Source organism: Duganella sp. Leaf126 (assembly GCF_001423125.1).
GTDB lineage: Bacteria > Pseudomonadota > Gammaproteobacteria > Burkholderiales > Burkholderiaceae_D > Rugamonas.
The window spans coordinates 231,709-248,075 of the sequence record NZ_LMNW01000012.1 but is presented as its reverse complement, the minus strand read 5'-3'; the positions used below and the strand labels follow the sequence as shown (position 1 = coordinate 248,075).

9 protein-coding genes are annotated in these 16,367 nt (G+C 68.4%); 6 read left to right on the top strand and 3 right to left on the bottom strand.

All coding sequences use genetic code 11. The features are described 5' to 3' along the window. Positions 1-68 precede the first annotated feature (68 nt). Both ASF61_RS08825 and ASF61_RS08820 read right to left on the bottom strand, forming a co-directional pair. Positions 69-1,253 carry a porin gene (locus ASF61_RS08825; RefSeq protein ID WP_056154117.1) on the bottom strand — a complete coding sequence of 395 codons (1,185 nt, stop codon included), beginning with the start codon at positions 1,251-1,253 and terminating at the stop codon, positions 69-71. 103 nt (positions 1,254-1,356) lie between these two features. Continuing rightward, positions 1,357-3,417, bottom strand: coding sequence for a response regulator (locus ASF61_RS08820; RefSeq protein WP_082491382.1), 2,061 nt, complete (start codon positions 3,415-3,417; stop codon positions 1,357-1,359). A gap of 195 nt (positions 3,418-3,612) precedes the next feature. On the opposite strand from ASF61_RS08820, the gene ASF61_RS08815 reads away from it, so the two are divergent. Together ASF61_RS08815 and kefC are read left to right on the top strand one after the other, a co-directional pair. Further along, on the top strand, positions 3,613-5,067 hold the full coding sequence (locus ASF61_RS08815; RefSeq protein ID WP_056154114.1) for an NAD-dependent succinate-semialdehyde dehydrogenase: 1,455 nt from the start codon (positions 3,613-3,615) through the stop codon (positions 5,065-5,067). Between the two features lie 88 nt (positions 5,068-5,155). After that, positions 5,156-6,985, top strand: a complete 1,830-nt coding sequence (gene kefC, locus ASF61_RS08810) for a glutathione-regulated potassium-efflux system protein KefC (RefSeq protein ID WP_056154110.1) — start codon at positions 5,156-5,158, stop codon at positions 6,983-6,985. Positions 6,986-7,119: 134 nt separating this feature from the next. On the opposite strand, the gene ASF61_RS08805 is transcribed toward kefC, so the two are convergent. After that, the gene (locus ASF61_RS08805) at positions 7,120-7,866 is read right to left on the bottom strand and encodes a transporter substrate-binding domain-containing protein (RefSeq protein ID WP_056154106.1); all 747 of its coding nucleotides are present in this window, start codon (positions 7,864-7,866) and stop codon (positions 7,120-7,122) included. Between the two features lie 207 nt (positions 7,867-8,073). Here ASF61_RS08805 and ASF61_RS08800 point away from each other — a divergent pair, with 207 nt between their 5' ends. The 4 genes from ASF61_RS08800 to ASF61_RS08785 all read left to right on the top strand — a co-directional run bounded on the left by ASF61_RS08800 (position 8,074) and on the right by ASF61_RS08785 (position 16,350). Continuing rightward, complete coding sequence (locus ASF61_RS08800) at positions 8,074-9,243, top strand: putative zinc-binding metallopeptidase (RefSeq protein WP_056154105.1); 1,170 nt, start codon at positions 8,074-8,076, stop codon at positions 9,241-9,243. Between the two features lie 181 nt (positions 9,244-9,424). After that, the gene (locus ASF61_RS08795; RefSeq protein WP_056154102.1) at positions 9,425-12,784 is read left to right on the top strand and encodes a DUF2126 domain-containing protein; all 3,360 of its coding nucleotides are present in this window, start codon (positions 9,425-9,427) and stop codon (positions 12,782-12,784) included. Positions 12,785-12,841: 57 nt separating this feature from the next. Next, entirely contained in the window at positions 12,842-15,388 is a 2,547-nt protein-coding gene (locus ASF61_RS08790) for a circularly permuted type 2 ATP-grasp protein (RefSeq protein ID WP_056154099.1), read from the top strand. Beyond that, a complete protein-coding gene (locus ASF61_RS08785) occupies positions 15,385-16,350 on the top strand; it encodes a transglutaminase family protein (RefSeq protein WP_082491380.1) in 966 nt (321 codons plus the stop codon). Before ASF61_RS08790 ends, ASF61_RS08785 begins: the two co-directional genes overlap by 4 nt. Positions 16,351-16,367: the final 17 nt, after the last annotated feature.

The following is a 16,367-nucleotide window of genomic DNA, read 5'->3' as shown; positions in this document are numbered from 1 at the left end:
GGGCGGCTCGCGCAGGGCTGACGCCTGACCGGCGTCTAAAGGACATATGGGCGCCACGACGCCGGCGCTCAGAACGCGTGGCGCAGGCCGAGCATGAAGACGTTCTGACGGCCGTTCGATGACGGCGTGCCGGCCTGCGAATCGCCGACCACGGCCACTGCGTCCACCACGGTGACGCCGTCGGCGGCCAGGGTGTCGCCGTGGGCGCGCTGGAACGACTGCAGCACGTAGATGGCCGTGCGCGGCGACAGCCAGTACGCCTGCTGCAGCGCCAGCTGGCGGTAGCGGGCGGCGCGCCGCACGCCGTTGGCGGCAACGGCGCCGGTGCGGTTGGCCGCCACGCCGAGCACCCACGGGCTGGCCGTCTGCCAGGTGGCGACCAGGCCGACGGTATTGAAGATGGCCGCGTCGCGAAAGCGCGAGCCGCCGTCGGGACGGTACTGGACATTGGTGAATGTGCCGCCCACGCTGACACCGCCCAGCTGGCGGCGCGCGCCTGCAGCCAGATAACGCACGCTGCCGGCGGACAGGTAGCCGCCGTTCACGGGCGAGCGGGCGAAGTTGCTGGCGGCGGCCGGGTCCCAGCCCGCGCGCTGCGGGCCGTTTTTGAGCAGCTGGTAGCCGAGGCCGAAGCGCCAGGCCGGCCCATCGTATTTCACAGCGGCGCTGAGCGCCCCGCCGCTGCCCTGGTGGCCGGCCTGTTCGCCGCTGGCCGCCATCAGGCTCAGGCGAACGCCGGCCCAGTCGGGCGAGGTGTAGCCGATGGCGTTGCTGTTGCGGATGATGATGCTCAGGCCATCGATGTCGCCGGCTGCGGCGCCGGCCGCGCCGGTCACCGCACCGAGCGGTCCCAGCGGACTCATGAACGTGAAGTACGGCGCGTACTGGCGACCGGCGATCAGCGTGCCCAGGCGCCGGTCGGCAATGCCGAGCCAGGCCTGGCGATTGAACAGGCTGCCGGGCTGGGACGCGCCGCCATCGTCGAGGTTGAATCCGGCCTCCAGCGTGACCAGCAGCTCGGTGTCTTCGCCGAGCCGGTCGCTGCCGCGCAAGCCGACGCGGCTGCCATCCTTGTTGCCGCTGCGGATATAGCGTACCGCCTGCCCCTGCTGGTTGGAGGTGTAGGCCAGCGCGGCATCGACGGCGCCATACAGCGTGACATCCGTTTCGGCAGCAGCGGCCGTGGGCGTGCAGGCCGCAGCCACCGCTGCGGACAGCACCAGGGCAGGAGGGAACGATACGATCAGTTTCATCAACACACTCATTCAAGAATCGAAATAATTCGGAATGCGAATTAAAGTTCGCAAAAATGAGCAATGGTAACAAAAAGTCGGGCAGCCTCCTAAGCCTGGCCGGTCAGGCCAGCAGCTCGCCCACCCGCTGGCCCAGCTGTTCGGCAGCGAACGGCTTGGTCAGCACCTGCATGCCGGCGTCGAGATCGCCGTGGTTGAGCACCGTGTATTCGGCATAGCCGGTGATGAACAGGATCGGCAAGCCGGGGCGCCGGACGCGGATGGCGTCGGCCAGCTGGCGGCCGTTCATGCCGTTGGGCATACCGACGTCGGTGACCAGCATGTCGATATCGGGCCGGGCCGCGAAAGCGTTCAAGGCGGACGGACCGTCTTCGGCCTCGCTGACGTCGTAGCCGAGATCGCGCAGCACCTCGACTGCCACGCTGCGCACCAGCGGCTCGTCGTCGACCACCAGGATTTTCTTGCGGGCCGGCGCGTCCGGCAACGCCGGTGTGTCGCCGTGGGCGTCGTGCGGTAGCTCGGCGCCGGTATGACGGGGCAGGTACAGGCATACCTCGGTGCCCTGCCCCGGTTGCGAATAGATGCGCACCGCGCCGCCCGACTGGCCGGCGAAACCATAGACCATCGACAGGCCCAGGCCCGTGCCCTGGCCCATCGGCTTGGTGGTGAAAAACGGCTCGAAGGCGCGGGCCGACACGTCGGCCGTCATGCCCACGCCGGTATCGCGCACGCTCAGTGCGACATAGTCGCCGACGGCCAGGCCGCGCTGGACGGCGGCCGCTTCGTCGAGCTGCAGGTTGTCGGCGCGGATGGCGATGGCGCCGCCGTCGGGCATGGCGTCGCGCGCGTTGATGCACAGGTTGAGCAGCGCATTTTCCAGCTGGCTCACGTCCACGAAGGTCGGCCACAGGCTGGCGCCGACGGCGGTCTCGAGCGCGATACCGGGCCCCACGCTGCCGCGGATCAGCTCCTGCATGCCAGCCACGATGCGGTGCACACAGGCGGGCTTGGGCGCGAGCGTCTGCCGACGCGAGAACGCCAGCAAGCGCTGGGTCAGCGAGGCGGCGCGCTTGACGGCCCCCTGGGCGCCGGCCAGGTGACGCTCGACATCGGCAATCCGCCCCTGCGCCAGGCGGATCTTGAGTAGCTCCAGGCTGCCGCTGATGCCGGCCAGGATGTTGTTGAAGTCGTGCGCTAGGCCGCCGGTCAGCTGGCCGACCGCTTCCATTTTCTGGGCCTGGCGCAACGCTGCCTCCGCCTCGAGCAGCGCTGCCGTGCGCTGCTCGACGCGCTGCTCGAGCGTGTCGGTCAGCGTGCGCAGCGCGGCAATGGCGCGGTCGCGCTCGGCCTCGACCGCGCGCCGGCCCTCGATGTCGATCAGCACGCCCGGAAATTTGCTGCCGCTGCCATCGGGCAACAGTTCGACGCGGCCGTTCGCTTCCAGCCAATAATAGTTCCCGTCCTGCCGGCGGGTACGGTACTGGTGGGCGTAGGCGCCGCCGCGCGCGATCACCTCGGCAATGGCGGCAGCCAGGCCGGCGCGGTCGTCGGGGTGCACGGTCTCCACCACTTCCGCCAGGCTCAGACCGGTACGACCCTTGGCGGGATCGAAGCCGAACGCAGCCGCAAAACCCTCGTCCACGCTGAACCGGTCGGTGGGCAGGTCCCAGATCCAGGTGCCGATGATGGCGCCGGCCGCCAGCGCCAGCTGCACGCGCTCGATGTTCTCGGCCAGCGCCGCCTCGGTCTTCTTGCGCGCCGTGATGTCGCGGAACAGTACCGAGACCTGGCGCATCTCCGGCGGCCCCACGCGGCTGGCCGACACTTCGATGAAGCGGCCCACGACCTGGAATTCCTGCTCGAAGCGGGCCGGCTCGCCGGTCGCCAGCACCTTGCCGTACAGGTCGAGCCAGACCTCGGCATTGCCGGGGTCGATCTCGCGCAGGCGCTTGCCGACGATGTCGGCAATGCCGGTATGGCGCTGGTAGCCGGAATTGGCTTCGATGTGAACGTAGTCGCTCATCGGGCCGTGCGGACCGTCGATGAAGCGGATGATGCAAAAGCCGTCGTCGATGGCCTCGAACAGGGCGCGGCGTTGCGCCTGGTGAAGCGCCAGCTGCTCTGCGAGCACGGCGCCGTGTTGCGATGTCAGGTCCTGGCCCAAGGTGTGTTTCTTTCTTAAATACTAGCTAACTTTCCGCGAGTGTACCATTGCCACTGCGAAAGTAGCGTTCCGCAGGCGGGCGCGATGGCGTCCTACCCGGTTTGCCGATTTCTGGCAAAGTAGAGGGCCTCGCATCGCCACTGTCGAGTTTGGCAATGCGCTCGTCACTACCCTACTGACCGGAGATCCCCGACCATGACCACCACCAGCACACCAGCGTATCCCGATACCCGCCTCCTGATCGGCAACGAATGGGTGGACGCCACCGGCGCCAAGACCATTGCTGTCGTCAATCCCGCCACCGGCCAGGCCATCGGCACCGTGGCGCACGCCAGCATTGCCGACCTCGATCGCGCGCTGGCTGCCGCCCAGCGCGGTTTCGACGCCTGGCGCAAGGTTCCTGCCTTCGAGCGCGCCGCCATCATGCGCAAGGCTGCCGGCCTGCTGCGCGAGCGCGCCGACGAGATCGGCCGCCTGCTCACGCAAGAGCAAGGCAAGCCGCTGGCCCAGGCCAAGCTCGAAGCGACGGCCGGCGCCGACATCATCGACTGGTTCGCGGCCGAAGGCATGCGCGTGTACGGCCGGATCGTGCCGTCGCGTAACCCGGCAGCCCAGCAGCTGGTCCTGAAGGAGCCGGTCGGCCCGGTGGCCGCGTTTACGCCGTGGAACTTCCCGATCAACCAGATCGTGCGCAAGCTGGCGGCGGCGCTAACCACCGGCTGCTCGTTCCTGTGCAAGGCGCCCGAGGAAACGCCGGCCTCCCCTGCCGCGCTGCTGCAATGTTTCGTCGATGCGGGCGTGCCGCCCGGCACTGTCGGCCTGGTATTCGGCGATCCGGCTGAAATTTCGGGCTACCTGATCCCGCACCCGGTGATCCGCAAGGTCACTTTCACCGGCTCGACCCCGGTCGGCAAGCAGCTGGCCGCGCTGGCCGGCGCCCACATGAAACGGGCGACGATGGAACTGGGCGGCCACGCCCCCGTCATCATTGCCGAAGACGCCGATGTGGCGCTGGCAGTGCAGGCAGCGGGCGGCGCCAAGTTCCGCAACGCGGGCCAGGTCTGCATCTCGCCGACCCGCTTCCTGGTGCACAACAGCATCAAGGCCGAGTTCACGCGCGCCATGGTGGCCCATGCCGAAAGCCTGAAACTCGGTAACGGCCTCGACGCTGCGACCACGCTCGGTCCGCTGGCCAACCCGCGCCGCGTGAGCGCCATGACCAAGCTGGTGGAGGACGCCCGCGCCCAGGGCGCCAATGTGGCCACCGGCGGCGAACGCGTGGGCACGGACGGCAACTTCTTCGCGCCCACCATCCTGGCCGATGTGCCATTGACCGCCAGCGTGTTCAACGACGAGCCGTTCGGCCCGGTGGCTGCGATCCGCGGCTTCGACACGCTGGACGAGGCGATCGCCGAATCGAACCGCCTGCCGTTCGGCCTGGCCGGCTACGCCTTCACCCGCTCGATCAAGCACGCCCACCAGCTGATGCAGAACGTCGAAGTGGGCATGCTGTGGATTAACCAGCCGGCCACGCCAAGCGCCGAGATGCCGTTCGGCGGCGTCAAGGATTCGGGCTACGGCTCGGAAGGCGGCCCCGAGGCGCTCGAGTCCTACCTGAACACCAAGGCCGTCTCGATGGTGGGCGTGTAAGCGCAGCGCTTCACCCTCCGGGAGGATGGACGGCGGCGGTCGGCGGATGCGATACTGGTCCGATGAATAACTCTGTCCCCTTCCGACCATGAGCCACGGTTTCTTGCTGCACATGGTGTTCTACCTGGTGGCGGCCGTGGTGCTGGTGCCGCTGGCCAAGCGCGCCGGCATGGGCGCCGTGCTCGGCTACCTGGCCGCCGGCGCCCTGATCGGCCCCTGGGGCCTGTCGCTGATCGGCAACGTCGAAGATGTGCTCAACATCTCCGAATTCGGCGTGGTGCTGATGCTGTTCCTGATCGGCCTCGAACTCGAACCGAAGAAACTGTGGTCGCTGCGCCGCCCCATCTTCGGCTGGGGCGGCCTGCAGGTGCTGGTCGTCAGCGCCGTGCTGGCCGGTGTGGCCGTGGCCTGCGGCATCGACTGGCACGTCGCGCTGGTGGCCGGGCTGGCGCTGTCGCTCTCGTCCACCGCCATCGTGCTGGCCACGCTCGGCGAACGCAAGCTCTTGCCGAGTCCGGCCGGTCAGGCCAGCTTTTCCATCCTGCTGCTGCAAGACATTGCCGCCATCCCGATGATCGCCCTGGTGCCGCTGCTGACGCTGGCCGGCGCCGCGGCCGGGCACGACAGCCAAGGCTGGATCAAGGCCGTCAAGCTGCTGGCCGTGCTGCTGACCCTGGTCGCCTGCGGGCGTTTTCTGGTCAATCCCGTGATGCGCTACCTGGCCCGCACCGGTCTGCGCGAGCTGTTTACCGGCTTTGCGCTGCTGCTGGTGATCGGCATCTGCCTGCTGATGGAATGGGTGGGCCTCTCGCTGGCGCTGGGCACGTTCACGGCCGGCGTGCTGCTGGCCGATTCCGAGTACCGCCACCAGCTGATCAGCGACCTGGAGCCGTTCAAGGGGCTGCTGCTGGGCCTGTTCTTCATGGCGGTCGGCATGTCGGCCGACTTCGGCCTGCTGCTGGCCCAGCCTTGGCTGGTGCTGGGCCTGGTCTGCGCGCTGCTGCTGGTCAAGGGCGCCCTGCTGTTCGGTCTGTCGTTCTGGTTCGACATTCCGCGCGGCCAGCGGCTGTTTTTCGCGCTGCTGATGTCGCAGGGCGGCGAATTCGCGTTCGTCGTGTTCGGTACAGCCGTGGACGCCAGGGTGCTGCCGGCGGCCACCGGCGCGCTGCTGGTGGTGGTGGTCACGCTGTCGATGGCGGCCACGCCGCTGCTGCTCCTGCTGCACGACAAGCTGGTGGCGCCGCGCCTGCGCGGCGGCAAGCAGCAACGCGAAGCGGACCGGATCGCGGTGGACAACCCGGTCATCATCGCCGGCTTCGGGCGCTTCGGCCAGATCATCGGCCGCCTGCTCTCGGCCAACCGGATCGGCGTCACCGTGCTCGATCACGACCCCGACCAGATCGAACTGCTGCGCAAGTTCGGCTACGAAGTGTTTTATGGCGACGCCACCCGCATCGACCTGCTGGAAGCGGCCGGCATCGGCAAGGCCAGCGCCCTCGTCATCGCCATCGACACCGTCGACGACAGCCTGGCGCTGGTGGACGCCGTGCGCGAACGCTATCCGCAACTGACGATCCTGGCCCGCGCCCGCAATGTCTCGCACTATTATGCACTGCTCGACCGTGGCGTTACCCTGATCGAACGCGAAACCTTCGAAGCCTCGCTGCACCTGGGCGCGAAGGTGCTGCAACAGCTGGGCTTTAGCAGCGAACGGGCCGACCAGGCGGCCGGCATCTTCCGCACCCACAACCTAAAAACCCTGCTCAAGGTGTACCCGCACCAGCAGGACCAGGACCAGGTGGTGTCGATCACGCGCAAGGGCCGGCAGGAGCTCGAAGAGATGATGGCGGGCGATGCGGCCGCGTTCCGGGAGGCCGAACTGGCGCAGCAGGGCAAGACGGACCAGGCACCCGGCTAATATTTCGCAGCGTCATGTTAATGGTACGCAGTGAGCCCGGCAGCAGCGCGGGTCTGCACGCACGCCAGCATGGCACGCGTCGGCGGCCCGTTGCGCAGGTGACATCGACGCGGCTGGTCATTGCCTGGTCGCTCTCAGGCCAGCGGCGCCACCGACGCGCCCTGCACACCATGGCGCGCCAGCGCCGCGTCAACCATGCCGCGCGCTTTCATCGTTTCGACAAACGTGCGCAGCACCTGCGCTGCGTCGTCGCCGCGCGCCTTGGGCAAGCCCATCGCCTGCTCGATCACCATGAAGCGCTCGTCCAGCAGGCGCAGGCCGCCCAGGCGCGCGGCATCGTGCTGCAATTGCTGGCGCACGCCGGCTGCGACATCGGCCCCTTGCGCCAGGAAAACATCGACCACTGCCGGCGAGGACGGTGCGCGCACGATGGTGGCGTGCTTCAGGGTACGCGTCAGGTACAGGTCGTAGGCGCTGCCCTGGCCCACCACCACCCGCAGCGGCGGGTTGCCGCCATCGTCGACCTGGTCGTTGCTGGTGATCGGCGCGTCGTGCCGGACCAGGTAGCAGCCTTCGATCAGCACGTAAGGTGCGGTAAAAGCGATGTGGGCGCCGCGCACCGGGTCGATGGCGAAAAAGCCGACATCGGCCTGGCCGCTGTCGAGGGCGGCCACCGATTCGGCGGCCGTGTCGAACACCTGCAATGCCAGCGGCAATGCCAGCAACGCGGCCAGCTCGTGCGCCAGGTCCACCGACACGCCGGCAGGCGTGGCGCCATCGCCGCGGTGGGCCAGGATCGGATTGCCGAGATTGATGGCCGCGCGCAGCGTGCCGGTTGGGGCAAAGGCGGCGCGGACGGCCGGGGTGATGGCAGCGGTCATGGTGCTCCTCGTATCGATGATCGGTGGTCGTCTGGACGTCCGTCAGGCTAGCAGAAATCGACGCGCTGCGGACCGCGATCGTGCCACCGTGCGCCGGGGTGCGCACGATTGCGAGGCATAGTCTTACACGACAATATCGGCGCGTCATTTACTGCTAGATTGTGATCCGCATACCCGATCAATCCCAACCTCTTTCACCGGTGCCTCATGAAAACGTTCCACTGTGATAAATGCTCCCAACAAGTGTTTTTTGAAAATACGCTCTGCGCCAATTGCGAGAGCATGCTCGGCTATCAACCCTCGCAGCGGACCATCAACAGTTATGAACCGGCCGAGAACGGCCTGTGGCGCAGCCTGAACAAGCGGGACGCGGGCAAGCTGTACAAACAGTGCGGCAACTACGTCAACCACAACGTGTGCAACTGGATGATCGCGGCCGACGATCCGCACGAGCTGTGCGCATCGTGCCAGTACACGGTCGTGATACCGGCGCTGTCGTCGGAAAAGAACCATATCCTGTGGTCGCGCCTGGAAGCTGCCAAGCGCCGGCTGCTGTACTCGCTGGCGACGCTGAACCTGACCCCGGCATCGAAAGAGGAAGAACCGGAGACGGGACTGGCGTTCCAGTTCCTCGAAGACGGCGTCACAGACCAGTGCGTGATGACCGGCCACGACAACGGCCTGATCACGCTGAACATCGCCGAAGCGGACCCGGCCGAACGCGAGCGCACGCGCGAACAGATGCACGAACGCTACCGCACCCTGCTCGGACATTTCCGCCACGAAAGTGGGCATTATTATTTCGACCGGCTGGTGGTCGACAGCACGTGGATCGACAGCTTCCGCGCCCTGTTCGGCGACGAGCGCGCCGACTATGCGGCCAGCCTCCAGCGTCATTACAGCGAAGGTCCGGCGGCCGACTGGGAAGAACGCTTCGTCAGCAGCTACGCCAGCTCCCACCCGTGGGAAGACTGGGCCGAGACCTGGGCCCATTACCTGCACATGATCGACACGCTGGAAACGGCCCATGCCTGCGGCCTGTCGCTCAAGCCGGCCAAGCCCGACGAACCGTCGCTCGACGGCGTGACCTTGCCGACCCGCGTCGATACCTTCGACGACACGCTCTCCGACTGGTTCACCCTGACCTATGTGCTCAACAGCCTCAACCGCAGCATCGGCATGCCCGATTCCTACCCGTTCAAGCTCAGTACGCCTGTGCTGGAAAAGCTGACCTTCGTGCACAAGGTGGTGGCGTCGTACCGCAAGACCGGGATCCAGACCGGCGCCGCTGCTGCACCGGCAAGCACGGCGCCTGCACCGGCGGCCACCCCGGCCGCCCCCGCGCCGGCAGCCGCGCCCCTGCCCCAGACGGCCTGACCGTCCCGGGTCCGTTCCACGAGGTGCGCGCCGGTTCGCCAGGCCAGCGCGCGATCGCGCCGTTTGCACCATAATGGCGCTCCACACATGGTGCACGGGCATGGATTCCAGGTATGAATCCTGCTTCCCGCATCCTGCCGCGCCGGCTCCCGCTGCGCCCACCTCGTAAAGGCATCCCTGCATGGCTATCCGCATCGCGCTGCACCACAAGACCAGTTACCGTTACGACCGCCCGGTCGACCTGTCGCCGCACGAAGTCCGTCTGCGCCCTGCCCCCCATGCACGTACCCCGATCCTGTCGTATTCGCTGACGGTCCGGCCCGAAAACCATTTCATCAACTGGCAGCAAGACCCGTACGGCAACTACATCGGCCGCTTCGTGTTCCCGCAAAAAACCGACGTGCTCGAATTCACCGTGGACCTGGTGGCCGACATGACTGTCATCAACCCGTTCGATTTCTTCATCGAACAGTACGCCGAGCAATGCCCGTTCGCCTATCCGGCGCAACTGGCAACCGAGCTGGGTCCCTATCTGAATGTTGAACCGCCGGGCCCGCTGCTGGCCGCGTGGGTGGCGTCTACACGCCAGGCACTGCTGGCCGAACCGGCATCGACCATCGGCTTCCTGGTGGCCATCAACCGGCGCCTGCAGCAGGACATCGCCTACCTGCTGCGCATGGAACCCGGCGTGCAGACGCCCGAGGACACGCTGGCAAAGCGCTCGGGCTCGTGCCGCGACAGCAGCTGGCTGCTGGTGCACATCCTGCGCGGCTTCGGCCTGGCGGCGCGCTTCGTGTCCGGCTACCTGATCCAGCTGCGTGCCGACCAGCAGGCGCTGGACGGGCCCAGCGGCGCCGCCGAAGACTTCACCGACCTGCACGCGTGGACCGAAGTGTTTATTCCCGGCGCCGGCTGGATCGGGCTCGACCCGACGTCCGGCATGCTGGCCGGCGAGGGCCATATTCCGCTGGCGTGCACGGCCACGCCGTCGTCGGCGGCGCCCGTCAGCGGCTATGCCGACCAGGCCGAAGTGACCTTTTTCCACGAGATGACGGTCACCCGCATCCACGAAGACCCGCGCGTGACCAAGCCGTATTCGGAAGCGGACTGGTGCAAGATCGACCGGCTCGGCCAGCAGGTCGATGCCGACCTCGCGCAGCAGGACGTGCGCCTGACCCAGGGCGGCGAGCCGACCTTCGTCTCGATCGACGACATGGACGGCGCCGAATGGAATACGCTGGCCCACGGCGAGCACAAGCGTGAACTGGCCGGCAAGCTGGCGCACCGCCTGAAAAACCATTTTGCCCCGGGCGGCCTGCTCCATTACGGCCAGGGCAAGTGGTACCCGGGCGAACCGCTGCCGCGCTGGGCGCTCAATATTGTCTGGCGCGTCGATGGCCAGCCGATCTGGCAGGACCCGTCGCTGTTTTCGCAAGAGCATGTCGACGACGGCTACGGCAGCGCGCAGGCGGCCAGCTTTGCTGCCGAGCTGACCAAGGTGCTGCAGCTGCCGCCCGACAGCGCCATCCCCGCCTACGAGGACGTGCTGCTGCAGGCGCAACGCGAACAGGCGCTGCCGCGCAACCTCGACCCGCTGCAGGCCGACCTGGCTGCGCCTGCCGAGCGGCGCCGCCTGGCGCGGCTGCTGGAACGGGGCCTGGGCCAGGTGGCCGGCTACGTGCTGCCGCTGCAGGCCGCCGACCACGATCCGGCGCTGGTGCCGGGCAGCCGCTGGCGCACCTCGGCGTGGCCGCTGCGGCGCGAGCACCTGTACCTGCTCGACGGCGATTCGCCGCTGGGCCTGCGCCTGCCGCTGGCCACCCTGCCCTGGGTGCAGCCCGGCGAGCGCGCGACGGGCGACGGCTTCGACGTCGATCCGTTCGCGCCACGCGGTCCGCTGCCGCCGGCCGGCATGGCGCAGCGCACGGCGCCGGGCCATGCCGGCCAGCCGGCGCAGCAGGCAGCAATCAACGCCGGGGCCGGGCATGCAATAACGGCCGATCCGGCGCCGCCCGACGTGATCCAGACCGCGCTGTGCGTGGAAGTGCGCGCCGGCCGCCTGTACATCTTCATGCCGCCGCTCAAGCGCCTCGAGGATTACCTGGCCCTGGTCACGGCGGTGGAAACCACCGCGTCCCGGCTCGGGCTCAAGCTGTGGATCGAAGGCTATGCGCCGCCGCGCGATCCGCGCATCAAGCTGCTCAGCGTGACGCCCGATCCCGGCGTGATCGAGGTCAATGTGCACCCGGCCGCCAGCTGGAACGAGCTGGTGCACAACACCACCACGCTGTACCAGCAAGCGCGCCTGACGCGCCTGGGCGCCGAAAAATTCATGCTTGACGGCCGCCACACCGGCACCGGCGGCGGCAACCACGCCACGCTGGGCGGCGCCACCGCCGCAGACAGCCCGATGCTGCGCCGGCCCGACCTGCTGAAAAGCCTGATCACCTACTGGCAGGTGCACCCGGCGCTGTCGTATCTGTTCTCGGGCACCTTCATCGGCCCCACCAGCCAGGCGCCGCGCGTGGACGAGGCGCGCGACGACAACCTGTACGAACTGGCCATCGCCTTCCAGCAGATGGACCAGGTGCTGCCGACGCTGGGCGACGGCGACAAGCCGTGGATCGTCGATCGCCTGCTGCGCAACATGCTGGTCGATTTGACCGGCAACACGCACCGCGCCGAATTCTCGATCGACAAGCTGTATTCGCCGGACGGCCCGACCGGCCGCCTGGGCCTGGTCGAACTGCGCGCCTTCGAAATGCCGCCGCACGAACGCATGAGCCTGCTGCAGATGCTGTTGCTGCGCGCGCTCGTGGCGCGCTTCTGGCGCCAGCCGTTCGAGGCCAGGCTGGTCCACTGGGGCACGGCCCTGCACGACCGCTGGATGCTGCCGCATTTCGTCGCCCAGGACATGCGCGACGTCGCCCGCGACCTGCGCGCGGCCGGCTACGCGTTCGAAGACCACTGGTTCGAGCCGTTCGTCGAATTCCGCTTCCCGCGCTTTGGCACCGTGGCGTACGAAGGCGTCGAGATGGAACTGCGCCAGGCCATCGAGCCGTGGCATGTGCTGGGCGAGCAAGTGGGCGCCGGCGGCACCGCGCGCTATGTCGATTCGTCGGTCGAACGCCTGCAGCTGCTGGTGCGCGGCCTGACCGACGGCCGTCACGTGGTCGCCTGCAACGGCCGCATGGTGCCGCTCCACCCGACCGGCGTACCGGGCGAATACGTGGCCGGCGTACGCTTCCGCGCCTGGCGCCCGTGGTCGGCGCTGCACCCGACCATTCCCGTGCAGGCGCCGCTGCGCTTCGACCTGGTCGATACCTGGAGCGGGCGCGCCATCGGCGGCTGCACCTACCACGTCGCGCACCCGGGCGGGCGCAACGAGGTCGGCGCACCGGTCAACGCCAACGCTGCCGAGGCGCGCCGCTTCGCCCGCTTCTGGCCGCACGGCCATACGCCGGGGCCGATGACTGTCCGAAAAGAAGCACACAATCCGCGCTTCCCGATGACACTGGACTTGCGCTGGCAGCCCGATTGACCTATTGTTTCGATCCAGCAATCAATCGACCATTTTTCACCCGTCGCCCGCGCGTCCATGCCTTCTTCCCTACTCGCCCACTACCTGGCCGCGCCAGACAGCTACGATGAGATGCTGGACGCCGGCCGGGCGCCGCGCCCGCACTGGCGCGCCATGCTGGACAACCTGGGAGGCGAAGCGCCGGGCATGATGCGGCAACGCAACGAGATGGTCCAGCGCCAGGTGCGCGAAAACGGCGTGACCTACAATGTGCCGGCCGACCGCGACGGCCGCCAGCGGCCGTGGGACCTGAACGCGCTGCCGCTGATCCTGCCGCCCGACGACTGGAACCTGATCGAGGCGGCCGTGATCCAGCGCGCCACCCTGCTCAACCGCATCCTGCTCGACGTGTATGGCGACCAGCAGATGCTCCGCGAAGGCCTGCTGCCGCCGGCGCTGGTCCACGGCCACGCCGGCTTCCTGCGCCCGTGCCACGGCATCCGCCACCATGACGATGTCGCCCTGCATGCGTACGCGGTGGACCTGGCGCGCGCGCCCGACGGCCGCTGGTGGGTGATGGCCGACCGCACCCAGGCGCCGTCCGGGGCCGGCTATGCGCTGGAAAACCGCGCCATCATCTCGCCGACCTTCCCCGACCTGCTGCGCGAGCTGAAGGTGCAGCCGCTGACCGGCTTTTTCCGCACCATGCACGACAGCCTGCAGCACTGGGGCCGCGCGTGCGCTGCCAGCGGCGACCGCCCGGCGCCGCTGCGCGATGGCGACGTGCCGCTGATCGTGCTGCTGACGGCCGGTCCGGCCACGGCCAGCTACTATGAGCAGGCGTACCTGGCGCGCCACCTGGGCCTGGCGCTGGTGGAAGGCGGCGACCTCACCGTGCGCGACGGCGTGGTCTACCTGAAAACCCTGGCGGGACTGCAGCGGGTGCACGTGATCATGCGCCGGGTCGATGACGAGGCGTGCGATCCGCTCGAGCTCGACAGCTCGATGCTGGGCGTGGCCGGCCTGGTCCAGGCCGCGCAGCGCGGCAACGTGGTGGTGGCCAACAGCCTCGGTTCGAGCCTGCTGGAGTCGGGCGCCCTGCTCGGCTTCCTGCCGGCGCTGTCGCGCCGCCTGCTGGGCGAGCCGTTGAAGATGCCGTCGGTGGCCACCTGGTGGTGCGGCGAGCCGGCCGCGCTGGCAGCGGTGATCGAAAAACTCGACCGCCTGGTCATCAAGCCGAGCTTTTCCCAGCGCCCGCAGTCGGCCGTGTTCGGCCGCGACCTCGACGGCACGGCGCGGGACGCCTTCATCGCCGGGCTGCGCGCCAACCCCGGCAATTTCATCGCCCAGGAGGTGGTGCGGCTGTCGCAGGCGCCGGTGTGGAAAGGCGGCATCACGTCCGGCCTGCAGGCGCGCGCCATCGGGCTGCGCGTGTTTGCCTGCGCCACCCCGAACGGCTACGTGGTGATGCCGGGCGGCCTGACCCGGGTGGCCACCGGGCCCGATGCGCGGGTGCTCACCATGCAGATGGGTGGCGCCAGCAAGGATACCTGGGTGCAGGGCCGCGCCCGGGTGGACCGGCACCGGCCGCAGCAGGCGAGCATCAGCAGCGACAACCTGGTGCGCGAAGACACCAACCTGTCGAGCCGGGTGGCGGAAAACCTGCTGTGGTACGGCCGCCATGCCGAGCGCTGCGACAATACCGGGCGCCTGCTGCGGGTGGCGCTGCACATCCTGTTCAATGTCCGCTTCGACCAGCGCGGCGCCGAATGGCCGACCGTGGAAGCGTTGTGCATCGAATTCGGCCTGCTGGACGCCGGTACCAAACGCGCCGCAACCGGTGCGGCCAAGGCGGCAGCGGCCACCGTCTTCAGCGACGCCGAGATCGAATCGGCGCTGCTGCTGGCCGTGGTGTCGCCCGACGTGCCGGGCCTGGCGCTGCAGCAGCGCCAGCTGCACCGGGTGGCCAGCCAGCTGCATGAACGTTTTTCGGTCGATAACTGGCGCGCCCTCAACCGCATGGTGCAGCCGGCCGTGCACCCGGGCGAACGGCCGTCGCAGTCGGCGGCGATGACCATCCTCGACGACGCTGCCGCCGCGCTGATGATGTTGTCCGGCTTTTCGCTCGACGGCATGACGCGCGACCTGGGGTGGCGCTTCATGTCGGTCGGACGCCGTCTCGAACGGCTGCAGTTCCAGTGCGAAGTGCTGCAGCGCGCGCTGGCGATGGACCATGACGGCAACCTCGAATGGCTGCTCGAACTGTCCGACAGCATCATCACCTACCGCGCCCGCTACCGCGCCCAGCCCGAGTGGCTGCCGGTACTGGACCTGCTGCTGTGCGACGAAAGCAATCCGCGCTCGGTGCTGTTCCAGATCGACGGCATCCTCGGCACGCTGCGCCACATCAGCTACACCCATGGCCCGTGCGGCGCCCACCTGCTGGCGCCGTTCCGGGACGAGCTGGGCGCGCTCACGCCGGCTGCCGACCTGGCCCACGGCAACACCACGCTGGGCGCGCTGCTCAAGCGTATCCACGCCGCCAGCGCGGCGCTGTCCGAGCACATCAGCGTGCAATTCTTCAGCTACACCGACAACGGCCTGCAAGGAAAACGCACAGCATGAGCGACGGTACGACCACGGCAGCAGCGGCAGGCACACCGGCAGCGGCGCCGGGCGCGGCGTGCGCACGCTACCGCGTGGTGCACGCCACCCGCTACCGCTACGCCAGCACGGTGACGCTGTCGCAGCAGTATCTGCACCTGACCCCGCGCGCGTTCGCCTGTCAGCAGGTGGCGTCGCACCTGATCTGGCTCGACCCCGTCGTCAGCGAAGGACACAACAGCTCCGATTACTTCGGCAACCAAGTGCGCCACGTGGCGCTGACGGTGCCGCACGACAGCCTGCTCGTGCACGCCGAATCGACGGTGGTGCTGCGCGCGCGCCCCGACCTGGCGCGCATCGCCGGCTCGCTGGCGTGGGAGAGCGTGCGCGACATGATGGGCAAGGAAAAAAGCGCCGCCACGCTCGAAGCGTGCCGCTACCTGTACGCGTCGCCCCACGTGTACTGGTTCCCGGACCTGGAAGCGTATGCGCGGGTCAGCTTCACGCCGGGCCGGCCCCAGCTCGACGCCGCGCTCGACCTGACGCGCCGCATCTTCGACGATTTCGAGTTCGACAGCAAGGCCACCGATATCTCGACCCCGCTCGAACAGGTGCTGCGCGGCCGGCGCGGCGTCTGCCAGGACTTCGCCCAGCTGATGATCGGCTGCCTGCGCAGCATCGGCCTGCCGGCGCGCTACGTCAGCGGCTACATCCTCACCCACCCGCCGGCCGGCCAACCGCGCCTGGTGGGCGCCGACGCCTCGCACGCCTGGGTTTCGGTCTACTGCCCGGCACTGGGCTGGATCGATTTCGACCCGACCAACCGCTGCCTGGTCCAGCACGAACACATCACGCTGGGCTGGGGCCGCGACTACAGCGACGTGCCGCCGATGCGCGGCATCGTGCTCGGCGGCGGGCCCCAGGAACTCGATGTGCAGGTGACGGTGACGCCGTTGCCGGTGGCGGCAAACGGCCAAGAGTGATCCCGGCGTGGCGGCGG

What these genes read in the sequence shown, in the direction of transcription:
- ASF61_RS08790 (WP_056154099.1), top strand. Translation starts at nt 12,842, where the DNA reads ATGCCTTCTTCCCTACTCGCCCACTACCTGGCCGCGCCAGACAGCTAC.
- ASF61_RS08785 (WP_082491380.1), top strand. Translation starts at nt 15,385, where the DNA reads ATGAGCGACGGTACGACCACGGCAGCAGCGGCAGGCACACCGGCAGCG.
- ASF61_RS08815 (WP_056154114.1), top strand. Translation starts at nt 3,613, where the DNA reads ATGACCACCACCAGCACACCAGCGTATCCCGATACCCGCCTCCTGATC.
- kefC (WP_056154110.1), top strand. Translation starts at nt 5,156, where the DNA reads ATGAGCCACGGTTTCTTGCTGCACATGGTGTTCTACCTGGTGGCGGCC.
- ASF61_RS08805 (WP_056154106.1), bottom strand. Translation starts at nt 7,866, where the DNA reads ATGACCGCTGCCATCACCCCGGCCGTCCGCGCCGCCTTTGCCCCAACC.
- ASF61_RS08825 (WP_056154117.1), bottom strand. Translation starts at nt 1,253, where the DNA reads ATGAAACTGATCGTATCGTTCCCTCCTGCCCTGGTGCTGTCCGCAGCG.
- ASF61_RS08795 (WP_056154102.1), top strand. Translation starts at nt 9,425, where the DNA reads ATGGCTATCCGCATCGCGCTGCACCACAAGACCAGTTACCGTTACGAC.
- ASF61_RS08800 (WP_056154105.1), top strand. Translation starts at nt 8,074, where the DNA reads ATGAAAACGTTCCACTGTGATAAATGCTCCCAACAAGTGTTTTTTGAA.